This is a genomic window from Glutamicibacter sp. AOP5-A2-18 (genome assembly GCF_052446055.1).
Classification (GTDB): Bacteria; Actinomycetota; Actinomycetes; order Actinomycetales; family Micrococcaceae; genus Glutamicibacter.
On the sequence record NZ_JBQSVW010000001.1, the window covers coordinates 1,170,036 to 1,191,410 of the forward strand.

Sequence of the window (21,375 nt, forward strand, 5' to 3'; positions counted from 1 at the left end):
GGCTGATCCAGATTAGTTAGTGATGCCAGAGGCCGCACGGTATTCATATTCCGGGCGGCCTCTGGTGCCATGTCGAGGCTGTTTGATGACGGCTTTGGAATCGAAGAGGTGCTCCAAATAGCGTCGTGCGGTCACCCGGGAGATCCCCAACTCTTCGCCTAGCTCGGTGGCAGAAAGACAACGCTCAGGCTGTCGAGCAAGGTGATCGGTAATTTGCGCCAGAGTTTCGGGGATCAACCCTTTAGGTAGGGAAACTGAGGCCGTGGAGGTGCGCAGCGCCGAAAAAGCGTTATCTAGGGCGGCCTGGCTGGTATCCGGTCCGGTGGAGCGAATGGTGGCGATAAAACGCCGATGGTTTTCTAACTTCTCGGTGAAGGCTGCAAAGGTGAAGGGCTTAATCAGATACTGGGTGATTCCGGTGGCTACCGCGGAACGGACCACCACAAGGTCGCGTACCGCGGTGATGGCAATGATGTCGGTGGTGAGCCCGCGCCCACGCATTCTTTTGGCGACGTCGATGCCGTGCAGATCGGGCAGGGTCATATCCAAAAGGACTAAGTCGAAGGGGGTACCTGAGCGTTGTGCACGGGTGAGTAGTGCCAGTGCTTCTTGGCCGTTGCCGGCGATAGCGCCGGTGGTGAAGCCGGGAACACGATTAACAAACTTTGCGTGTGAGGCGGCGGTTTCGGGTTCATCGTCCACCACGAGGACCACAATGTCTTGGCTGCCCACCGAGGTGCGAGGTGCAATGATGCGCGGATCTGGCATAAAAAACTCCTGAGCTAGTTGCTGTGGGCCAGCGGTAGGGTCACGGTGAAGATCGCCCCGGCATCATTATCAACATTCATTGTGCCACCTAGTCGCAGTACCGCTTGCTGGACGAGGGCTAGACCCAGTCCGCGTGGCTGCGATCCTATTTTGGTGCTGACACCAAAACGAAGTAGCTGATCCAAGAATTCTGGTTCAATACCCGGCCCGGAGTCGGCCACGGAAATGATCAGCTCATCGTCGTCCGCAGTAACTTCCACCCACACGGTGGCTTCGGCGGTGCCCACCGAAACATCCAGAGCGTTATCTAGCAGGTTGCCCACGATCGTGACCATGTCACTGGCCGCAAACGCGTCGGGCGGGATGACGCCCTGGGCAGTGATATCCAATTTGAGACCACGTTCGTTCGCTTGGGCGGCCTTGGCTACCAGCAGGCTGGAGAGGTACGCATCGTCGATGGAGTTCACGATCGCGTCGGTCAGTTTTTGTGAGTGCTGTCGATCATCCACCGCAAATGCCAGCGCTCGGTCGCTTTGACCGTTTTCGATCAGCGTCGCGATGGTATGCAGGCGGTTGGCGTGTTCATGGGTTTGCGCTCGCAGGGCGGTAGAGAAGGTTTTCAGCGACTGCACTTCGCCAGCGAGTTCCTGCACCTCGGTTAAGTCGCGCAAGGTCAGCACCTGTACGGTCAGTGGCTGCATCCCAAACCAGCGCAGCGGTGCTCGTCCCCGTCCAGGAAGGCGCGTATTGGCCAGGCGTGCCGGTCCTTGAGATATGGACAGTACCGTCCGGGTGCCCATATGGATTTCGTCTTTACAACTGCGTCCGGTGGACATTAAGGTGCGCAGAGTTTCGGGCATACTTACCTGGCTGGGATCCAGTCCTGAGCTCGGGACTTGTTCGGGAAGGTCAAGTAGTCGCGCTGCCTCCTCGTTGTACAAGACGATTCGGTGGCGTCGGTCAAGTAGCACAAGTCCTTCTCGCACGGAGTGCAGTGCGGAGAAGTAGAAGGCGTAGAGTCGGCGCAGCCCGTTGGGGCCGAAGCCTAGGGTCGCTTGGTTGACATAGCGTGAGAACGACCAGGAAGTGAAACCGGCGAGCAGTAAGGCCAGTGCGGAAACCATCAGGATTTGTGGCAGCTCGCCGCGGTAGATGCTCTGCAGGTTCTCAAGGGTGATGCCGGTAGCTACGAGACCAACAAGTTTCCCATCGTGGTACACCGGAGCGATGGTTCGCACCGACTGTCCCAGAGTACCCAGCGCAATCTCGTTATAGGTCTCACCTTCCAGCGCCTGTTAGGTGGAGCCAGCGTATTTTTGGCCGATGCGGTTTGGGTCTGGGTGGGTGACACGTACGGTGTCTGGGGTCATGATCGAAATGAAGTCCACACCCTGGCCACGATCCAAAATTTTCTTGGTGTAGGGCTGTAGTTCTTCTGCCGGGTTTTTACCGGCCAGCGCGTTAATGACAAAGGGGTCGTTGGCTAGGGTGATGGATATTGTGGCCACGGTCGCCTGTTTGTCATCGAGGATGACCCGGGCCTGTTGCTGGTAGGTGGAGATGGCCATACCAATAACAACGAGGAAGACCACAAGCATTTGGGCAGCAAAAATAAGGATCGCAAAAGACCACCCACTGCGCCGTAGCGGAGCGGGGACGGCATCGTTATGCGCCTGTTGGGGCAACGACAGTTCGGTGAAATGATCTGTCATGTCGCTCTCCTTATTCTTGCGGTGAACTGCTTTAGAGTGCTAGTGCGTGACCAATATGAACGCAATAGAGATGCAGATCACCTAGTCGCGCAACATGGAACAGAACGATTCTACGTAATACCGGCTTGGCAACGACGCCAGGGGCCGTTACATGCGCATATTGAGGGTAGGACGAACCACATGACTGTCACTGATGACATGACGCCGGGTAGCAATGGCGCCCAGGCCGGACCGAAGAAAAAAGACAAAACTCACTGGCTCTACATTATGGTCATTGTCGCCGTTGTGCTCGGCGCAGCAGTAGGCCTGATCGCCCCTGAACTTGGCAAGTCGTTGAAGCCAATTGGCACCGCGTTTGTTGCCTTGATCAAGATGATCATCGCACCGGTGATTTTCTGCACCATTGTTTTGGGAATTGGCTCGGTAGCTAAGGCCGCTACTGTCGGCAAGGTTGGTGGCCTCGCGCTACTTTACTTCGTAGTGATGTCCACCTTCGCGCTGGCGGTTGGCCTGTTTGTTGGTAACCTCGTTCACCCGGGTGAAGGCCTGAAGCTTAAGCCATATGAGGAAGCTGCTGCGACCCAGTCGAATTCCACCGTCGACTTCCTGATGTCGCTGATCCCAGGGGACCTTCCGGTTCTGCCTACCTTGGTTGTTGCTTTGCTGGTTGGCTTTGCCCTGCAGGGTCTGGGCAAGAGCGGCGAGCCAGTACTGGTCGCTATCCAGCACATCCAGAAGGTCGTCTTCCGCATCATGATGATGATCATGTGGGTCGCTCCGATTGGTGCATTCGGCGCCATCGCCGCCGTGGTTGGTGCTACCGGCTGGGCCGCGATCGGTTCCATGGCAATCCTCATGGGTGCTTTCTACGTCACCTGTGCACTGTTCATCATCGTCATTCTTGGTGGCATTCTGCGTGCCTTCACCGGTTTGAACATCTTCCAGCTGCTGAAGTACCTGGCTCGTGAATACCTGCTGATCTTCTCCACCTCGTCGTCCGAGTCGGCATTGCCACGACTGATCGCCAAGATGGAGCACGCCGGTGTTTCGAAGCCTGTTGTTGGTATCACCGTTCCAACCGGTTACTCCTTCAACCTCGACGGCACCGCCATCTACCTGACCATGTCGGCATTGTTTGTTTCCACCGCGATGGGCATGCCAATGAACATTGGTGAGCAGATCGGCCTGTTGGTCTTCATGATCATTGCTTCTAAGGGTGCCGCCGGTGTGACCGGTGCAGGTCTGGCCACCTTGGCTGCAGGTCTGCAGGCACACCGCCCTGAGCTGCTTGATGGCATGGGCGTGATCGTGGGTATTGATAAGTTCATGTCCGAGGCTCGTGCACTGACCAACTTCACCGGCAACGCTGTTGCTACCTTGTTGATCGGTAAGTGGACCAACGAGCTGGACCTGGAGCAGGCTAAGGCCGTGCTAGCCGGTTCACGTCCATTCGACGAAAACAGCGTCGAAGGCCACTAAGGCAAGTGCGCTAGTAAAACTAACCGCCACCGCTAAGGATTTTTCTTAGCGGTGGCGGTTTTTTTATCGCCCCCAGATTGGCATAGAGCTACCGTGGCTGCAATATCGAATAGCCTGAGAGCATGAGCACAGATCAGCACATTGCGGGGCAACCCCTGAGCATTATCGAGCAAGAACTAGTAGCGTTCGCTGCCCATAGCATCGATCAGGTCACCGATGCCCACGTTGGTGGCGACGGTGTGTACACCATGGGAGCGGCGGTGCTGGACGCTAGCGGTGCCATGTACCCGGGCGTGAACTTCTATCACTTCACCGGTGGTCCCTGCGCCGAGCTAGTGGCTCTTGGCTCAGCGCGTGCCAACGGAGCCCACGATCCGCAAGTGATCGTCGCGGTGGGTAACGAGGGACGGGGAATCAAAAACCCCTGCGGTCGCTGCCGACAGATTATGGCCGATAACTATCCATGGATCCGAGTGATCGTTGTACAGCCTGAGGGACCGCGCACTGTAAGCATTAACGCGTTACTGCCACTAAATTTTGACTGGAACGCTGAACAGGCCTAGAGCGCCGTATTTGACCGGAGCCGGCGTACAGCTGGCTTACAACATTTGAGTTAAGGTTCAAGGTAAAGGCTCGCCGTAAAGGAACCCAAAACGCCAAGTTCTTTTGCTTAGACCGATAACCTTGAGTTGAGCTTACAGCTCGAAGAATTAGGTAGATCGAACGGGAAGTGTGGTTAACCCATCGTGAGCGAGGAACAGGGAAGCAAGCACCGTGGCGCAGGGATGCTCAAGGAGCCCCGCCCGGTGGGCCCAACCGGTAAGCCGTTGACAGATTTCCCGGTGCCAGCACCGTTGCCATCGCACGGGCCAGCCCGTGTTATTGCCATGGTCAACCAGAAGGGTGGCGTGGGTAAAACCACCTCCACCATCAACTTGGCTGCGGCGCTCGCCGAATACGGCCGTAAGGTACTTTTGGTGGACTTTGATCCACAGGGCGCCTTGTCTGCTGGCTTTGGTACCAACCCGCACGAAATGGACATCACCGTCTACAACGTGCTGATGGACCGTCAGGTGAAGATCACCGATGCCATCTTGAAGACCGATGTGGAAAACATCGACCTGTTGCCAGCGAACATTGACCTGTCCGCTGCAGAAGTGCAGTTGGTCAACGAGGTCGCCCGTGAGCAGGTGCTTGAACGCGCTCTGCGCAACGTCATCGACGACTACGACGTAGTACTAATTGACTGCCAGCCGTCCTTGGGTCTGCTCACCGTCAACGCACTGACCGCTGCCCACGGTGTGATCATCCCATTGACCGCGGAGTTCTTCGCACTGCGTGCCGTGGCCCTGCTGATGGAAACCATCGACAAGGTCAAGGATCGTCTGAACCAGGTCTTGGAGCTGGACGGCGTTGTTGCAACCATGTACGACGCGCGAACCCTGCACAGCCGTGAGGTCATCACCCGCTTGGATGAAGCCTTTGGCGACAAACTCTTCGAAACGGTCATCAAGCGAACCATCAAGTTTGCCGATGCCAACGTGGCCGCTGAACCAATCACTAGTTACGCTGCGAACCACCCCGGCGCCGAGGCCTACCGTAACCTGGCTCGCGAGCTGATTTGGCGTGGTGGCGCCCCGTAATGAGCAGCACGCTCACCGAGCAAACCGCCAACGATTCCACCGAGCCAGCACAGACTGAGCCGGAATCGTCTGGCGGTTTTCGCCTTGCCCTGCAAAATTTTAACGGTCCCTTTGACGTCCTACTTCACCTGATAACCCAGCGCGAGCTGGATATCACCGAGGTGGCTCTGGCGCAGGTGACCGACGAATTTATCGCCTACCTTCGAGAACTGCAAGCCAGTGTCACCGAGGGTAGTGACGGGATGAAGGTGCTCGATGAGACTACCGAATTTTTGGTAGTAGCCTCCACGCTTCTAGATTTGAAAGCCGCCCGGCTGCTGCCGCGTGGCGAGATGGCTGACGAAGAAGACTTTGAACTGCTTGAAGCCAGGGACCTCTTGTTTGCCCGACTTTTGCAGTACAAGGCCTTTAAGCAAGCAGCCGAGTTTTTGGGGGAGCAATACCAGAGTGAAGGCTCACGGTATCCACGCGAAGTTTCTTTGGAACCAGAATTTGCTTCCCTGCTTCCTGAATTAATTTTCACCATTGGCCCCGACGCCCTAGCTGCGCTGGCCGCCTCAGCACTGGCCCCTAAGCCTGCGCCAACCACCGAAGTTGGCATCGGACACTTGCATGGGGCCAACGTGACAATCGCTGAGGAAGCTGAGTCGATGACCGCGCTGCTTGAAGCACGCGGCCCGCTGGATTTCCGCGAATTGGTGGCTGATGCCTCAGCGCATCTGGTGGTGGTAGTACGTTTTCTGGCATTGTTGGAGATGTTTAGGCAACGCGCGATCAGCTTTGAACAAGTTGATCCGCTGGGACCACTGCGCATTAGCTTGCTTTTAGAGTCCAGCTTTGATGCCCAGTCGGTTCAAGATGAGTATGAGGGGAGCGCGGGTGAGGTGAATCATGAGTGAGATTGCACCCATTGACCAGCTGCCAGGAGGCCTAGAATCGGGCCTCGAAGCGGTACTAATGGTCGCCGATATCCCCGTAAGTTCGGCACATTTGGCACAAATCTTCCAGGTGCCAATTGAGCGGATCGCCCAGACTTTGGAGAAGTTGGCTACCGAGTATGATGGAAAGGATCGCCCGCGCGGATTTGAACTGCGTCGTGTCGCCTCCGGGTGGCGTTTCTATACGCGTAGCGATTACGCCGATTTCGTCTCCAGCTTTGTGCTCGATGGGCAGAGCGCGCGCTTGTCGCAGGCCGCCTTGGAAACACTGGCTGTCATCGCATACCGACAGCCGGTCTCGCGTGGACGTATTTCGGCGATTCGAGGTGTGAACGTCGATTCTGTAGTGCGCACATTGCTCACTCGCGGATTGATCACGGAGTATGAGGAAACTGGAGATGGTGGAGCAACGCTCTACCAGACCACCGAATACTTCCTGGAACGACTGGGATTGGGCTCGCTAGATGAGTTGCCTGCGCTATCCCCGTATCTTCCTGGGGTGGCCGATCTTGAATCGCTCGATTCGGCAACCTACGACGATTAAGAAACTGCCAGCAGGCAGCTACACCGGACCAACCACGCGTGATGCCCCTAATCGACGGGACCGCGCAGCGAAACGTAACAGCAAGGGACACAGGCAAGCATGAGCAGGGGATCTTCCTCCGGCCGCACACCACGCGGCAACAATTCAAACTTCGGCGGCAAGCCAGCAGGCGGCCGCGGCAAACAGGGCGGCAAGTCCTTCGGCGACAAGCCGTACGACAAGTCCGCCTCCGGCAAGCCAGGTGCTCGCAGTAACTCGGCCAAGTCAGATTCGGCACGGTCGGATTCGACCAAGTCGGGCTCGGCAAAGCGCAATACTGCCGCACCACGCAAAAACTCCGAGCGCGCCTTTGGTAAGGAACGCTTCGGCAATTCCGTACCAAACACCTACGCTCGTCCGACCCAGCGCGCTCGCGCTCAGGCCCGTGCTGAAAGCCAGGCTAACCGTCAGGAGCACGGCGAGTCACAAGACGGCATCCGCTTGCAGAAGGCCATGGCCAATGCAGGTGTTGCATCACGTCGTGTCTGCGAAGAGATGATCACCGAGGGCCGCGTTGAAGTTAACGGTCAACTGATTGTTGAACTTGGTGCCCGCGTTGATCCAGCCAAGGATTCCATCCACGTTGATGGCATGCGTATCCAGGTCAACCAGACCAACCGCTACTACGTGTTTAACAAGCCAAAGCACGTAATGAGCACGATGGATGACCCAGAGGGTCGTCGCACCATCGCTGACTACTTCAAAAATGAGCACCACGCTCAGCGCTTGTTCCACGTCGGCCGCCTTGATTACAAGACCGAAGGCGTGCTGATCCTGACCAACGACGGCGAGCTAGCTAACCGTCTGCAGCACCCAAAGTACGAGGTGCCAAAGACCTACCTGGTGCAGATCCCGGGCCCACTGCCACGTGCAGTGAGCAACGAGCTGCGTGAAGGTATTAAGCTGGAAGACGGCTGGATCAAGGTTGATGACCTGAAGATCATCGCCACCACCCCTAAAAACGTGATGGTTGAAGTGACCTTGCACTCTGGTCGCAACCGTATCGTGCGACGCATGTTTGACGCTGTGGGCCACCCGGTTCAGCGTTTGGTACGCGTAGCTGTTGGTCCCGTACTACTCGGAGATCAGAAGCAGGGCACCATCCGCTCCCTGGGCAACCAGGAAATCGGTCACCTGATGGCCATGGTGGGGATGTAACTAATGCCCTCTTCTCACCTTGCCGGCCCAGTTCTGGTCATCGGCACCGGGCTGCTGGGCACCTCGGTGGGATTAGGACTGCGCGCCAAAGGCCTGCACGTATACCTCTCGGATATTTCGCCAACCGCCGCTGGGGTAGCCCAGGATATCGGGGCTGGTGTGCTCCTTGAAGCGCGCACCATCGCTCCGGAACTTGTGGTGGTGGGCGCTCCGCCGGATGTCACCGCAGCCTTGGTTGCTCAAGCACTCTTGGATTACCCCAACGCCACGGTGGTTGATATCGCCAGCGTTAAGGGATCTATCCTTGCCGCTGTGTTGGCTGATGGGCGACTGGGAGAGCGCGAAACTTCGCGCTACGTGGGTACACATCCCATGGCAGGGCGAGAGAAGTCCGGCCCGGCAGCAGCTCGTGGTGAACTCTTCACCTCAATGCCGTGGGTTATCTGCGCGCATGAAGGTGCAGATGCCTCGCGGGTGAAGGTGGCAGAGTCTTTGGCTATCGATCTGGGTGCGACCATGCACCGGATGAGCGTGACCGAGCACGATGAGTCTGTGGCTTTGATCAGTCACTTCCCGCAGGCTGCCAGCTCGATGATTGCTTCGCGATTGCTCGACGCGCAACCACACCAATTGGCTTTAGCCGGCAACGGATTGCGTGACACGACGCGAATCGCCGCTAGCGATGAGAAGCTGTGGATTCAGATCTTTGCGCACAACGCCGCCGCATTGGTGCCCATCCTTACCGGGATGAAAGAAGATTTGGATCGACTGATCAACACGCTGCAAGAACCGAAGGCCCCTGGAGCTTTGCTGGATTTGTCGCAGTTGATGAGTGAAGGTAACGCCGGTAAGGCCCGCATTCCGGGCAAGCACGGCGCACCACCTCAAGCTTTTGCACTAGTGACTGTGGTGATCGATGACCGTCCAGGTCAGATCGCTCAGTTGCTAACTGAGATTGGCCAAGCGCAGATCAACATCGAAGATTTGCGTATGGAACACTCTGCCGGACATCAGGTTGGTCTGGTGGACGTTTCGGTGATTCCAGGCCGCCGCGACGAACTAATTGACGTATTGACCACTAACGGATGGAAAGTAGCCCAGTGAGCACCTTGAACAACGACACGCTTGTCATCGCCATCGACGGCCCTAGCGGCTCTGGCAAGTCTTCGGTCTCCAAGGCCGTCGCCCGCGAACTGGGTGCCGTCTACTTGGATACCGGTGCCATGTACCGTGCGATCACTTACTCGGTGCTCGATGCTGGAACCGACCTCACCGACGCTCACGCTATCGCCCAGGCGGTGCGAGACGCGCAGTTGGAAATTTCCGTTGACCCGGATGCTGAGCTGGTAAAGATTGGCGGGGTCGACGTGACGCAAGCCATTCGTGAACCACGCATCTCCGAGCAGGTTTCCGCCGTAGCAACCAATCTGGATGCCCGCGCGGAGCTGGTTCGCCGTCAGCAGGAAATCATCAAGGCAAACACTCGCATTGTGGCTGAAGGCCGCGACATCACTACCGTTGTTGCACCGGATGCTGATGCGCGTATTTTGCTCACCGCGTCAGAAGAAGCACGACTGCGTCGCCGTGGTCTGCAGCTCGGTGGTAGCCAGAACGACTCGCAGCTAGCCAACCAAGTGCTGGCCCGCGACGCCAAGGATTCCACCGTAGTGAACTTCACCCAGGCTGCCGATGGAGTCATGACCGTTGACTCCTCGGACCTAGATTTTGAACAAACCATCGCCGCAGTGCTTGACGCAATCAACACTGCAACGAAAAACTAGCCTCAAGCTGGTGCCCATCCTCGGCGAGAGCCGATGAAGATTACGATCGCTGTGAAGGGAAAATCATGAGCGAGAACAACTCCACCCACGACGAGGAATACATCCCCGTTGGAGACGACGATATCGCCGAGCGCCTGGCCGAACTGAGCGAGGAAGAAGCCGCCATTCGTGCGCAGGCTCTGCTCAGCGGACTGGAAGATTACGATCTCGACGAAGAAGACTCTGCCTTACTGGCAGGCCTCGACGCATTTGACGACGAGGATAAAGACGTAGTTATCCCGCCGGTTCTGGCGGTTATTGGACGTCCAAACGTCGGTAAGTCCACTTTGGTCAACCGTATTTTGGGTCGCCGCGAAGCCGTGGTTGAAGACACCCCAGGTGTTACCCGTGACCGTGTGTCCTACTCCGCTGAGTGGATGGGCCGTCCCTTCACCGTTGTTGATACCGGTGGCTGGGAGCACGATGCCAAGGGCATCCACGCTTCGGTAGCTGATCAGGCCGAAATCGCTGCAGACGTAGCCGACGCAATTCTATTTGTTGTTGACTCCCACGTTGGAGCCACCGCAACTGACGAAGCTGTGGTGAAGATGCTGCGCAAGAAGGGCAAGCCTGTCTTCTTGGTCGCCAATAAGGTTGATGACTTCAACCAAGAAGCCGAAGCAGCTGTGCTGTGGGGCTTGGGCTTCGGTCAGCCATGGCCAGTTTCGGCCCTGCACGGTCGCGGTACCGCTGACCTGTTGGACGCCGTCATGGAGAAGCTGCCTGAGCACTCGGCTTTTGGTGGTTTGATTCCTTCCGGCGGCCCACGCCGTATTGCCTTGATCGGACGCCCAAACGTGGGTAAGTCCTCGTTGCTGAACAAGCTTGCTGGTTCCGAGCGTGTGGTTGTTGACGAGTACGCCGGTACCACCCGCGACCCAGTGGATGAATTGATCGAACTGGGCGGGAACATCTGGCGCTTCGTGGATACCGCTGGTATTCGCCGTCGTCAGCACATGGCTGTTGGCTCCGACTACTACGCTTCATTGCGTACCCAGACCGCTCTGGAAAAGGCCGAAGTTGCCGTGATCCTGTTGGCCGCCAACGAGATCGTTTCCGAGCAGGACGTGCGCATCATTCAGCTGGCCATCGAAGCTGGCCGTGCCATGGTCATCGTTTACAACAAGTGGGACGAGGTGGATGAGGACCGTCGTTACTACCTGGATCAGGAAATCGATCGCGACCTCGCACACATCGAATGGGCCCCACGGGTCAACATTTCTGCCAAGACCGGCTGGCACAAGGACAGGCTTGTTCCTGCACTGAACACGGCTCTGGATTCTTGGGACAAGCGCGTTCCAACGGGCAAGCTGAACGCTTTCTTGGGCGAACTCGTAGCTGCGCACCCGCACCCAGTACGTGGCGGTAAGCAGCCACGCATCCTCTTTGGCACTCAAGCTTCGGCCCGTCCGCCACGTTTTGTGCTGTTCACCACCGGGTTCTTGGACCCAGGTTACCGCCGATTCATCACCCGTCGTTTGCGTGAAACCTTCGGTTTTGAGGGAAGCCCAATCGAGGTTTCGATGCGTATCCGTGAGCGTCGCTCACGCAACCGCTAAAGTTCGAAATTAGCCCTTCACTTGGTGTAGGGTAAATATGGAGCTTTTGCAGACGGCACCCTTGGATCTCACGACTTGGGGGATAACGGCTGCGGAAGCATCGGGCTATGGCGCAGCTTGGTAGCGCGCCTCACTGGGGGTGAGGAGGCCGTGGGTTCAAATCCCGCTAGCCCGACCATCTTGTAAAACCCCGTCGAGAATTTTTCTCGGCGGGGTTTTGCTCTGCCAAAATAATTACGGGAGCAACCAGATGCAACGCAGGTTCCAACAGGTAGACGTCTTCAGTAGTACTGCTTATAAAGGCAATCCGCTGGGGGTAGTTTTAGACGCCCCGGGGCTCTCTAGCCAAGAGATGATCAACTATTCGCGGTGGTCCAATCTTTCTGAGGTCACCTTTGTATTGCCGTCTGAAAATCCAGACGCGGACTATCGCTTCCGTATCTTCGCTAGGGAACGTGAGTATCCATTTGCTGGTCATCCTGCTTTGGGCACGGCGCGTGCATGGCTTGCCGAAGGGGGAGTGCCGAAGAATTCAGGGTTGATTCTGGCTGAATGCGAAGCCGGGGTTGTGCCAATCAAAATTCAAGGCGACGTATTGTCATTCGCCTCGCCGCCAACGATACGCAGCGGGACAATTGAAGCCAGCGAACTAGCCGAGGTTCTGCACATTCTTGGTGTGGAGCAATCGCAGGTGCTCGATTCTCAGTGGGTGGATAACGGGCCCGGGTGGATGGCCATCTTGCTGGATGACCATGACCTTTTGCTTGGGCTTGATCCGAAGATTCCAATCCGTCCCGGTCGATGGAAAATCGGAGTCATCGCGCCTTTGGCTCATGCGCAAGATGAAGAAAAATTTGAGGTCCGGGCACTGACCATCGAGAACGGAACCCTGCGAGAAGATCCTGTGACAGGGAGCCTGAACGGTGCAGCAGCGCAGTGGCTCATCAACACGCAAAAGGTCCACCCTCCACTGATTAACCGGCAAGGCTCGGTAATCGGGTACGAGGGACGCGTGTACCTAGACGTGAGTGATGAACATTTGTGGGTCGGTGGGCATACCCAGGTCTTGATCCGCGGAACTATTGAGCTCTAGGGCTCAATGCCTTGTCAGGGACTTTGAGCCGAACTAGTCTTGAGAAATGGGAACGATAATTTCTGGGATGTTCTTCCACGCAACGCCATAGCGTTGATTTATCCGATGTTGAGCCTAGCTCCATTGCCCACCCACGGCATCATGTTTCGGTGCCCGACAAATAACTGTGCTGCTTGATGGACTTTAGAAGTCTTTGCGCGCAAGGCAGGAAAATCCCATGACTCAGGCCAAATCTACAGACCTTGATGGTGAGGCTAACGGTGAAGACCGTAGCAATGCACTGTGCATTTTGGAGAACGTTAGTGTCAGTTTTGCAGACCTAGACGTACTGACCGATGTCGACGTTGTTCTTTCCTTCAACGAACGACTTGCCGTATTGGGCGATAACGGTTCAGGTAAGTCAACTCTCATGCGAGTGCTATCTGGAACGCTGGAACCAGATCAAGGGCACCGAGTGATCAACGCGCCCGGGGGAGTTGCCTACGCTGCACAGAACCCTAAATTCTCCGCAGACATGAGCGTACAAGAGGTCATAAACTCCTACCACCGACGATTCCGCGAACTGGAAACTCTGATCGCTGCCATCTCGCAACGACTGCAGAGCGCTACAGGCCAGACGGCTGAGCGCCTCATGACTCAATTGCAGCAGGTTACCGACCTTTATGAGGCAGCAGATGGTTATAGCTTGGAACAGCGAGTGGACAGCGCCCTCGAGCAGCTGAGCTTGGGGGAGATTGATCGGCAACGGCCCGTCTCCCAGCTCTCCGGCGGGCAACGTTCACGACTGGGGTTAGCCTGTGTACTGTGTTCGGGAGCCCAACTACTGTTACTGGACGAACCGACCAACGACTTAGACGATTCTGCGATGTCGTGGTTGGAGCGGAACCTTGAAAAGCACCATGGAGCGTTGGCGGTCATCAGCCACGACCGCATGTTCCTACAGCGGTTTGCGCGTTCCATCGTTGAAGTTCATGACGGTTCTTTGGCGCACTATGGGAACGGATACGAAGGTTATCTGCATGCCAAGGAGCAGGAACGAATTGCGATTCGGGCGGACTACGAACAGTGGCTGGAGGAGTTGGAGCATTCTCAGCGTTTGGTGGAAAAGAATGCGGCTCGCGTTGCAGCTGTACCCCGGAAACAAGAAAAGGCCGGGTTTGGGCACGGTAATTTCCGCATGCGCAGTCGCAGCCATGGATCGACTTCAAAGATTCGTCAGGCCAAATCTCGCATTGAGGATCTGGAATCAAACCCGGCACCGAAGCCCGCGGCCGAATTGGAATTTGCCATGCCAACCGAAAGTGGCACTGGCGATGGCAACACTTGTTTGGTCAGAGCAACTAAGGCACGACGCGAGGAAGCGCCGCTGTTGGCAACGAGTAATTTTGAAATTAACCTGGGCCAGCGTTGGTTAGTTACTGGTCCCAATGGTGCCGGCAAAACTTCGCTGTTAAAGCTGCTGGCTGGCGAATTAGATCATTCTCAAGGCCAAATCTGGAGAGCAGAAAATCTGAGCTATGCGTGGTTACGACAAGAGCTCGGACAGATCCCCGGAGAAAGCTTGCTCGAATCATTCGCTCTGGCGACGGACAGTTTTGTTGAAGAAGCTGCGCCGGTGCTGGCTAAGTTGGGGCTGTTTAGGGCCAATGATTTTCCGCGGCATCCGCTTTCGCTCTCGGTGGGCCAACGCCGCAGGTTTGAGTTTGCTGTGGCGGTCAGCACTCGGGCGCAATTACTACTATTAGACGAGCCGACAAACCATCTCTCGCCGGCGCTGGTTGAACAGCTTGAAGAAGCGTTAGAGCAATACCCTGGAACGGTTATTACCGTGACTCATGATCGCAGGTGGCAGCAGAAACTCAAGGCGCAATCGAACCTTCAGAGATTGCATGTACGAGATGGTCAGGTGCAAGTCGTGAAATAGGCGAGTGGACGCCACGAACAACATCATGCATGGATACTGCCAGTTCCTAAGGTGCAAAACTTATGACGGAAGTCTGAATCTGCGCGCAGGTTCCAATGGCTACCAACCAGCACACGTATGTGCTGGTTGGTAGCCATTTTTTCTGTGGAGAGTGCGCGGTCTTGGTGCGATCAGAAGTGAGAAATCCACGAATTCGGACAAAGATTGTGAGGCCTCTCACGGATTGTATATGATTAGTGTGCGATAAAAGAGCATCGAGTTCTATTATCGAACAAATGATATTCGAGTAAGTCATCACAGGGAAGCGGGGGATGGGACAATGCGGTTTCATCACAACGGATATGTCTCGGCGGATCCACGAGTTCAACCGGCAGCGGGAACGGGGATCAACCGTCCTGAAGAACTACCGGAATTCATGGACGTGCTAATTGTTGGCACCGGGCCGGCCGGAATTATTACCGCGGCACAGCTCTCACAATTTCCAGATGTGCATACCCGAATCATCGACCGTCGCCCACATCGACTTGAGATTGGCCAGGCGGATGGAATTCAGTCACGCAATGTTGAGACATTCCAAGCCTTCAACTTCGCAGAGCGGATCACCGCAGAAGCCTATGTCATCAAAGAGACCACATTTTGGAATCCGGATCCTGCCAAACCTGAGCAGATCATTCGCACCGACAGGACGGCAGATGATCCGACGGGTGTCAGTGAATTTCCGCATCTTGTGGTGAACCAGGCGAGGGTCATCGACTACTTTGCCGAATACGCCCTCAACTCACCTGCTCGAATTACTCCAGATTATGGCTGGGAATTCAAAGAGCTCAGCGTTGAACCTGCTCACGAATATCCTGCGAAAGTCACGCTGATTAACTGCGCTGACGGTGCGGATTCATTGGAACGCGTAGTTCGTGCCAAATACGTTGTGGGAGCAGACGGTGCACGCAGTCAGGTTCGCCGTTCCATTGGAGCCAAGCTGTCAGGCGACAAAGCCAACCATGCGTGGGGCGTCATGGATACCTTGGCCGTCACCGACTTTCCGGATGTGCGAACTAAATGCGCAATCCATTCAACCGCCGGCTCAATCCTGCTCATTCCTCGTGAAGGCGGACAACTCTTCCGACTTTATGTTGACCTAGGCGAGGTTCCGGAAAACGACGAGGGTAAGGTCCGCGAAACACCGTTGGAAGAAATCATTGAACGGGCCAAAGCGATCTTGAATCCCTACTCGCTAGAAGTGAAAGATGTTGTCTGGCATAGCGTCTACGAAGTCGGCCATCGACTAGCCGATCGCTTCGACGACGTCCCTCTGGAAAAAATTGATTCGCAAAATCCTCGAGTTTTCATCGTCGGGGACGCCTGCCACACACACTCTGCAAAAGCAGGGCAAGGGATGAATGTGTCCATGCAGGATGGATTCAACCTGGCATGGAAAATTGGTCATGTGCTTTCTGGGCAAGCACCAGCGCAATTGCTGCGGACTTACAGCGCCGAACGTAAGGTCATCGCCAAAGATCTGCTCGACTTTGATAAGCAATGGTCCTCCATCATGGCCGCAACGCCAGAAGACTTGGCAGGCAAGGAAGGCGTTGCCGAATTTTATGTTCGTACCGCTGAATTCCCGGCAGGATTCATGTCTGAGTATTCACCGTCCGAACTTACGGTCAACAAAACGTACCAGCATCGAGCAGCCGGATTCCCCATTGGTAAGCGTTTCAGATCCGCAGAAGTTATGCGTGTGGCCGACGCCAACCCAAAACACTTGGGGCGTCATCACAAGGCCGATGGGCGCTATCGAATTTATGTTTTTGCCGACCAGCAGCCAGCAGGTGCCTCGGGTGAAGTTGCAGAGCTGGCATCGTGGTTGACGGATTCACAAGATTCTCCGGTCCGGCGATTCACGCCAAAGGGCTCGGATCTTGATGCGCTCTTTGGTATCAAGGTGATCTACCAGCAAGATTACTCAACGCTGAACATCAACGACGCACCTGAGATATTCCGCCCCCATGTTGGACAGTTCGGACTCATGAACTATGAAAAGGTCTACACCGCTCTGCCCGCGGAAAATATCTTTGAACAACGACAAATTTCCCGTGAGGGAGCGATCGTAATCGTTCGGCCGGATATGTATGTGGCCAACGTTTTGCCGTTGAGTGCCACCGATCAACTATCCGAGTTTTTTGATTCAGTGTTACTCGATCAGAACTAATCAAGATATTTCCCCTACCAGTGTGAGGCCAGCTCAATGAGCTGTTCTTACGCTGGCTCGCAGTGTTGTCGCTGCGGAATATTTAATGCACTGTGTGAGTTGTTAAAGGTGCAAGGGATAAGTTCGTGGCGGAAGGAATGCGTTATGGATCAGGGTTTCAGTTTCGATCTACAACAGGTCGTTGAATCTGACATGGTGTGCGCCGACGGCGTCTGTTTTATTCCGACTTCTAACGAGTCCACTGCTCAAGCAAATACTCTCGCAGGACCACTGCGTGATTAGCTTGCTCGTTTTTTGAACTATAAACAAAAGTGACGATCGAATGTTGCTCTAGGATTTGCAGCAAGTCGTCTACAGCGGGGTTTTGATCCAACTCGGATTTGTAGACCTGAGCGTATTGTTCGAAGTGCTCGGTGTCGTGGATCCATACTTTGCGAAGTTCGTTGCTTGGAGCAACGGTCTTAGCCCACTGGTCTAAATGGAGTTTCTCTTTACTCTGACCACGCGGCCATAGACGGTCAACCAGTATGCGGTAGCCGTCTTCGGCAATAGCGTTGCTGTACACCCGCTTGAGTCGAATTTCAGACATGATTCACCTGTTAATTCCTGATCTGCGCTGGTTCTGATCCAAAATACCGAGAATGATCGGTGCCATGGAGACGATCGTGGTTTCGCTCAATTTACCTCAGATGTCACGCCTAGAATTCCATACGTCGGAAATTATGCGCTCATCTGTTATCACTTGGCTGGTGAGTAGGCTAATCTGTAGATAGTTTGGTATCGCAATATTGCCAAATTCGAACTCAAGGTCGTCGCGCACGAACTGTAAGCAAGATTTTCTGGAGGATCCCAAATGTCGGAACATGGGCCGGTTGACCCGCACAAAGAGTCTGCCTCCGAGACGACCAATATTTCTCTCCCATCAGCTGGCAAGCCAACTGAGCCCGCAGTCATCTACACTCTGAGTGAAGATGAGAAGAGCGCAGTACGCGCACTGCCTGCCGGTTCGGCATTGTTGATTGCTCACTCCGGGCCGAACAAGGGCGCACGCTTCTTGTTGGACACCGACGAGAGCATCGCTGGCCGGCACCCGAACGCTGATATTTTCCTAGACGACGTCACCGTTTCGCGCAGGCATGCAAAGTTCACCCGTAGTGGTCAGAGCTTCCGCCTCAGCGATATTGGTTCGCTCAACGGCACTTACATTAACGGTGACCGGATTGACGCTATCCAGCTCAACAGCGGAGTCCAGGTTCAAATTGGCAAGTTCCGTTTGAATTTTTACCAGAGCGTGCCGAACCTTTAAGCTAGTAGAGTTCTAGGTTTTCCGCCGACGGTTAGTCCGTCGTCTTCTCCATAATTCCGAGGTGTAGACCCTTTGTCGATTTTTGACGCAGCCCGAAGCCCACGACTCGAGGCGCAACGCCCCGAGACTGTCCGGCAGGCAGCGCTAAACATCGGTGAAGTGCTCTCGGAACTCAAGGATGAATTTCCACGCGTCACAGCCTCGAAGATTCGCTTCTTAGAGGACAAGGGATTGATCATCCCGCAGCGCACCTCAGCTGGGTACCGGAAGTACAGTTCTTCGGACGTTATCCGTCTGCGTTTCATCCTTTCGGTGCAGCGCGACCAGTACCTGCCGCTGAAGGTCATCAAAGATCACCTCGACGCGGTTGATCGTGGCGAGGCTCCTGAAGCATTGCCTGGGGGAGCCCCAGCCGCACCACAGCTCGTCAATAGCGACATGGCTGAAGCTGTGGAGCGCAAGACCCGACTGGTTTCTCTCGCTGAGCTACAGGGCCTAAGCGGCGCTAGTGAAGAGCTGGTTGATGAACTGCTTAAGTTTGGACTGGTTGAAGCCCAGGGCGGCCTCTTCGATTCGAACTGCATCAAGGTCACCAAGTCTGCAGTGCTTTTAGCTAGCCATGGCGTTGAACCCCGCCACCTGCGTCAATTCCGCACTGCCGCTGATCGCGAGTTCTCGCTTATCGAAACAATCGTCGGTAACGAGATGAGGAAGCCCGAGGTTTCCGCCCGTGCCCGCGCAGCGGAAGAAGCTCAGGAAATCTCTCGGCAGTGCTTGGAGATTCACGAAGCCCTCGTGCAGCGTGCTATTTCGCAGCTAGATCGCTAGGCTAAACACACCAGGCATTAACGACTCTAGGGGGCAGACATGCTGGAACTGGAGTTTTCCGGGATACGTATTCAACTGCCGGCAAATCAGCCACTGTTGCTACTGAAATACTCGGAGCGAAATCTTTTCCTTCCATTGTGGATTGGTGCTCCAGAAGCATCGGCTATTGCCATGTCCGAGCAGGGGCTAACGCCGCCACGTCCGATGACACACGATTTGATGCTCAGCATTTTTGAGGCCACCGGGGTGAGCTTGGAGCGTGTAGAAATCATCTCCGTGCACAACGCCGTTTTTGTGGCCGAACTTGTTTTGTCTAATGGCAAACGTGTGGATTCACGTTCCTCTGACGCAGTGGCCCTAGCCGTACGCACACAGTGCCCAATTTATTGTGCCGAGGACGTCCTCGAAGATGCCGGAGTGTCTATCGAGCTGGAAGCCGAGGGCGAGGAAGCTCCAGAAGAGCAGTTGCGTGAGTTCCGGGAATTTTTGGACAGTATTGACCCCGAGGACTTTTCTTCATAGGCATTTCTTTGTTGAATTCAGCGAATTATTGTCGCTGAATTGGGATATTCGATGTACGTGTGCGACACGGCTTAAAGTTAAGCTTGAAGGTCTTTGACCATTAGCGCCGATAGCCGTACCGTCGATGCATAGGGACATAGAACAAGAACTGTTTTTGATGATCATCGCTCGCATCTGTGCGGTTCTGAGTTAGTCGCTACCTTACTCATTTAGGAACGTGCTGATACACAAGGAGCAATTGGATGGAGTCTAGCCAGACAGGACCTCGTCGCGGGGTCGACGGCGGCAACAAGCATTCCAATACGCAAGGGCTGCTCTTCACCGACGACCTGCCTGAGCTCGATGAGCACGCCGGATACCGCGGTCCAGTTGTTTGCAAAGCCGCAGGCATTACCTACCGTCAGCTCGATTACTGGGCACGTACCGGCCTAGTTGAGCCAGCCGTTCGTGGTGCCAAAGGTTCGGGTAGTCACCGACTGTACTCCTTCCGCGACATCCTCGTTCTAAAGATCGTTAAGCGCCTTCTTGATACTGGCGTTTCCCTTCAGCAGATCCGTACAGCCGTCCTGCACCTACGCGAACGCGGTGTGGAAGACCTCGCTCAAATCACTTTGATGAGTGATGGCGCTTCGGTCTACGAATGCACCAGCGCGGATGAAGTTATTGACCTAGTACAGAAGGGCCAGGGCGTCTTCGGAATCGCCGTTGGACGTGTCTGGCGAGAAGTTGAAGGTTCACTTGCTCAGCTCCCATCAGAGAGCTCCACTGATCAGGATATGCCCGAAGATGAGCTGGCAGCGCGACGCGCAGCCAAGGCAGCTCGCAACGTAGGCTAGTCAAGTAAAATAAAAGCTTATAGATATGAGGCCAGGCCACCAATCGGTGGCCTGGCCTCATATCTATTTTGTCTTGAGTACTGCTTGATGCTTAGCTGTTCGATTTGTCTGCGGTCGACATGACTTCCTTGAGCAATGCATCAAACTGCGAGAGCATCGGTGCAGTTGCCTTGGAAGGCCACTGGTGTACCGAGTATGCCGCCCCCTGAATTTGCTGCCATTCGGAGTGCTCTGGGATTTCTGGCTTCACCATGGATTCACCAAACATCTGACGCATCTCGCCCAGACGGAAAGTGTGCTCTGCAGAGTCCTTGCGAACGCGGTTCGCAACAACCTTTACCGGGCCGAGTGACGGAGCGAATTCGCGACGGAAAAGATCCAGTGCGCGCTGCGTGCGTTCGGTACCTGCGACCGAGAAAAGGCTCGGTTCCGCCACTAGCAACAGTTGGTCTGAGGCGCTCCATGCCATGCGGGTCAACCCGTTCAGCGATGGAGGGCAGTCGATCAGCACTAGCTGGTAGCCGCTGGTTCGGCTGAGGATTTGGGTCAGGCGACGCAAGTCCCTGGTGCGCAAATCCGGGCGGTCATAAATGCCGGTGTAGGCATCGCCTACGGCAACATCAAGTACCGGAATGCGGGTACGCGACTTCTTCTCTGCTGCTTTTGATTGCCAAGCGCTGGCTACGACCTGCTCCTGCAAACGGACCCTACGAGCGTTCTTGAGCATTTGCCCAATTGGCTGTTTACCGTTGGCTCGAACTCCGAGGCCAGTGCTGGCATCCGCGTGGGGATCCAAGTCAATGACGAGAGTCGGAATGCCGGCGGCAAGTGCTGCTGAAGCCAGTCCGAGCGTTACGGAGGTTTTTCCTACGCCACCCTTGAGGCTGCTGATGCTCACTACGTGCACGGACCAGACCACGCCTTTCACTGTTCGCTATTTAACGTCCCACCGAATTTTTAGTCTCTCATCATCATAGTGTGCCGAAGGTCGTTTCCC

21 protein-coding genes and 1 tRNA gene are annotated in these 21,375 nt (G+C 55.4%); 17 read left to right on the top strand and 5 right to left on the bottom strand.

Annotation, left to right across the window (positions count from 1 at the left end; all coding sequences use genetic code 11):
* Positions 1-12 precede the first annotated feature (12 nt).
* The 3 genes from ACT3RW_RS05615 to ACT3RW_RS05625 are packed head-to-tail and all read right to left on the bottom strand — an operon-like array spanning position 13 to position 2,480.
* Entirely contained in the window at positions 13-768 is a 756-nt protein-coding gene (locus tag ACT3RW_RS05615; RefSeq protein WP_131087720.1) for a response regulator, read from the bottom strand.
* Positions 769-782: 14 nt separating this feature from the next.
* On the bottom strand, positions 783-2,006 hold the full coding sequence (locus ACT3RW_RS05620) for a sensor histidine kinase (RefSeq protein WP_444613105.1): 1,224 nt from the start codon (positions 2,004-2,006) through the stop codon (positions 783-785).
* Between the two features lie 57 nt (positions 2,007-2,063).
* Entirely contained in the window at positions 2,064-2,480 is a 417-nt protein-coding gene (locus tag ACT3RW_RS05625; protein ID WP_444613106.1) for a hypothetical protein, read from the bottom strand.
* A gap of 180 nt (positions 2,481-2,660) precedes the next feature.
* Between ACT3RW_RS05625 and ACT3RW_RS05630 the strand changes: the two genes are divergently transcribed.
* The 13 genes from ACT3RW_RS05630 (at position 2,661) to ACT3RW_RS05690 (ending at position 16,886) form a co-directional block, all read left to right on the top strand.
* Complete coding sequence (locus tag ACT3RW_RS05630; RefSeq protein WP_444613107.1) at positions 2,661-3,959, top strand: cation:dicarboxylate symporter family transporter; 1,299 nt, start codon at positions 2,661-2,663, stop codon at positions 3,957-3,959.
* Positions 3,960-4,081: 122 nt separating this feature from the next.
* Complete coding sequence (locus ACT3RW_RS05635; RefSeq protein WP_444613108.1) at positions 4,082-4,522, top strand: cytidine deaminase family protein; 441 nt, start codon at positions 4,082-4,084, stop codon at positions 4,520-4,522.
* Between the two features lie 183 nt (positions 4,523-4,705).
* Positions 4,706-5,602: a ParA family protein gene (locus ACT3RW_RS05640; protein ID WP_131087724.1), complete on the top strand. Its 897-nt coding sequence runs from the start codon at positions 4,706-4,708 to the stop codon at positions 5,600-5,602.
* On the top strand, positions 5,602-6,501 hold the full coding sequence (locus ACT3RW_RS05645) for a segregation and condensation protein A (RefSeq protein ID WP_444613109.1): 900 nt from the start codon (positions 5,602-5,604) through the stop codon (positions 6,499-6,501). The genes ACT3RW_RS05640 and ACT3RW_RS05645 overlap by 1 nt, the downstream gene beginning before the upstream one ends.
* Entirely contained in the window at positions 6,494-7,084 is a 591-nt protein-coding gene (scpB, locus tag ACT3RW_RS05650) for an SMC-Scp complex subunit ScpB (protein WP_131087726.1), read from the top strand. Before ACT3RW_RS05645 ends, scpB begins: the two co-directional genes overlap by 8 nt.
* Positions 7,085-7,183: 99 nt before the next feature.
* Positions 7,184-8,281 carry a pseudouridine synthase gene (locus ACT3RW_RS05655; protein WP_131087727.1) on the top strand — a complete coding sequence of 366 codons (1,098 nt, stop codon included), beginning with the start codon at positions 7,184-7,186 and terminating at the stop codon, positions 8,279-8,281.
* A gap of 3 nt (positions 8,282-8,284) precedes the next feature.
* Positions 8,285-9,385, top strand: a complete 1,101-nt coding sequence (locus ACT3RW_RS05660; protein ID WP_131087728.1) for a prephenate dehydrogenase — start codon at positions 8,285-8,287, stop codon at positions 9,383-9,385.
* Entirely contained in the window at positions 9,367-10,062 is a 696-nt protein-coding gene (gene cmk, locus ACT3RW_RS05665; protein WP_131087729.1) for a (d)CMP kinase, read from the top strand. The genes ACT3RW_RS05660 and cmk overlap by 19 nt, the downstream gene beginning before the upstream one ends.
* Before the next feature lie 65 nt (positions 10,063-10,127).
* Positions 10,128-11,660: a ribosome biogenesis GTPase Der gene (der, locus tag ACT3RW_RS05670; protein WP_131087730.1), complete on the top strand. Its 1,533-nt coding sequence runs from the start codon at positions 10,128-10,130 to the stop codon at positions 11,658-11,660.
* A 101-nt stretch (positions 11,661-11,761) separates the two neighbouring features.
* A tRNA-Pro gene (locus ACT3RW_RS05675) sits at positions 11,762-11,838 on the top strand.
* A 72-nt stretch (positions 11,839-11,910) separates the two neighbouring features.
* Positions 11,911-12,753 (top strand): PhzF family phenazine biosynthesis protein, encoded by an 843-nt coding sequence (locus ACT3RW_RS05680; RefSeq protein ID WP_444613110.1) that lies wholly within the window; start codon positions 11,911-11,913, stop codon positions 12,751-12,753.
* Positions 12,754-12,970: 217 nt separating this feature from the next.
* The gene (gene abc-f, locus ACT3RW_RS05685) at positions 12,971-14,677 is read left to right on the top strand and encodes a ribosomal protection-like ABC-F family protein (RefSeq protein WP_444613111.1); all 1,707 of its coding nucleotides are present in this window, start codon (positions 12,971-12,973) and stop codon (positions 14,675-14,677) included.
* 319 nt (positions 14,678-14,996) lie between these two features.
* Positions 14,997-16,886 carry an FAD-dependent monooxygenase gene (locus ACT3RW_RS05690; RefSeq protein WP_444613112.1) on the top strand — a complete coding sequence of 630 codons (1,890 nt, stop codon included), beginning with the start codon at positions 14,997-14,999 and terminating at the stop codon, positions 16,884-16,886.
* A gap of 229 nt (positions 16,887-17,115) precedes the next feature.
* Here ACT3RW_RS05690 and ACT3RW_RS05695 read toward each other — a convergent pair whose 3' ends face one another.
* Positions 17,116-17,475 carry a DUF488 domain-containing protein gene (locus ACT3RW_RS05695; RefSeq protein ID WP_444613113.1) on the bottom strand — a complete coding sequence of 120 codons (360 nt, stop codon included), beginning with the start codon at positions 17,473-17,475 and terminating at the stop codon, positions 17,116-17,118.
* 264 nt (positions 17,476-17,739) lie between these two features.
* On the opposite strand from ACT3RW_RS05695, the gene ACT3RW_RS05700 reads away from it, so the two are divergent.
* The 4 genes from ACT3RW_RS05700 (at position 17,740) to ACT3RW_RS05715 (ending at position 20,378) form a co-directional block, all read left to right on the top strand.
* Positions 17,740-18,192 carry an FHA domain-containing protein gene (locus ACT3RW_RS05700; protein ID WP_131087801.1) on the top strand — a complete coding sequence of 151 codons (453 nt, stop codon included), beginning with the start codon at positions 17,740-17,742 and terminating at the stop codon, positions 18,190-18,192.
* Between the two features lie 72 nt (positions 18,193-18,264).
* On the top strand, positions 18,265-19,020 hold the full coding sequence (gene ftsR / locus ACT3RW_RS05705; protein ID WP_444613114.1) for a transcriptional regulator FtsR: 756 nt from the start codon (positions 18,265-18,267) through the stop codon (positions 19,018-19,020).
* 39 nt (positions 19,021-19,059) lie between these two features.
* Complete coding sequence (locus ACT3RW_RS05710) at positions 19,060-19,542, top strand: bifunctional nuclease family protein (RefSeq protein WP_131087803.1); 483 nt, start codon at positions 19,060-19,062, stop codon at positions 19,540-19,542.
* Between the two features lie 242 nt (positions 19,543-19,784).
* The gene (locus tag ACT3RW_RS05715; RefSeq protein ID WP_131087804.1) at positions 19,785-20,378 is read left to right on the top strand and encodes a MerR family transcriptional regulator; all 594 of its coding nucleotides are present in this window, start codon (positions 19,785-19,787) and stop codon (positions 20,376-20,378) included.
* 91 nt (positions 20,379-20,469) lie between these two features.
* Here the strand turns inward: ACT3RW_RS05715 and ACT3RW_RS05720 are convergent, their stop codons facing one another.
* Positions 20,470-21,285: a ParA family protein gene (locus tag ACT3RW_RS05720; protein ID WP_131087805.1), complete on the bottom strand. Its 816-nt coding sequence runs from the start codon at positions 21,283-21,285 to the stop codon at positions 20,470-20,472.
* Positions 21,286-21,375: the final 90 nt, after the last annotated feature.

Coding starts and splice junctions, on each gene's coding strand:
- ACT3RW_RS05615 (WP_131087720.1), bottom strand. CDS start 768: ATGCCAGATCCGCGCATCATTGCACCTCGCACCTCGGTGGGCAGCCAA.
- ACT3RW_RS05625 (WP_444613106.1), bottom strand. CDS start 2,480: ATGACAGATCATTTCACCGAACTGTCGTTGCCCCAACAGGCGCATAAC.
- ACT3RW_RS05630 (WP_444613107.1), top strand. CDS start 2,661: ATGACTGTCACTGATGACATGACGCCGGGTAGCAATGGCGCCCAGGCC.
- ACT3RW_RS05635 (WP_444613108.1), top strand. CDS start 4,082: ATGAGCACAGATCAGCACATTGCGGGGCAACCCCTGAGCATTATCGAG.
- ACT3RW_RS05645 (WP_444613109.1), top strand. CDS start 5,602: ATGAGCAGCACGCTCACCGAGCAAACCGCCAACGATTCCACCGAGCCA.
- scpB (WP_131087726.1), top strand. CDS start 6,494: ATGAGTGAGATTGCACCCATTGACCAGCTGCCAGGAGGCCTAGAATCG.
- ACT3RW_RS05655 (WP_131087727.1), top strand. CDS start 7,184: ATGAGCAGGGGATCTTCCTCCGGCCGCACACCACGCGGCAACAATTCA.
- ACT3RW_RS05660 (WP_131087728.1), top strand. CDS start 8,285: ATGCCCTCTTCTCACCTTGCCGGCCCAGTTCTGGTCATCGGCACCGGG.
- cmk (WP_131087729.1), top strand. CDS start 9,367: ATGGAAAGTAGCCCAGTGAGCACCTTGAACAACGACACGCTTGTCATC.
- der (WP_131087730.1), top strand. CDS start 10,128: ATGAGCGAGAACAACTCCACCCACGACGAGGAATACATCCCCGTTGGA.
- ACT3RW_RS05680 (WP_444613110.1), top strand. CDS start 11,911: ATGCAACGCAGGTTCCAACAGGTAGACGTCTTCAGTAGTACTGCTTAT.
- abc-f (WP_444613111.1), top strand. CDS start 12,971: ATGACTCAGGCCAAATCTACAGACCTTGATGGTGAGGCTAACGGTGAA.
- ACT3RW_RS05690 (WP_444613112.1), top strand. CDS start 14,997: ATGCGGTTTCATCACAACGGATATGTCTCGGCGGATCCACGAGTTCAA.
- ACT3RW_RS05695 (WP_444613113.1), bottom strand. CDS start 17,475: ATGTCTGAAATTCGACTCAAGCGGGTGTACAGCAACGCTATTGCCGAA.
- ACT3RW_RS05700 (WP_131087801.1), top strand. CDS start 17,740: ATGTCGGAACATGGGCCGGTTGACCCGCACAAAGAGTCTGCCTCCGAG.
- ACT3RW_RS05710 (WP_131087803.1), top strand. CDS start 19,060: ATGCTGGAACTGGAGTTTTCCGGGATACGTATTCAACTGCCGGCAAAT.
- ACT3RW_RS05715 (WP_131087804.1), top strand. CDS start 19,785: ATGGAGTCTAGCCAGACAGGACCTCGTCGCGGGGTCGACGGCGGCAAC.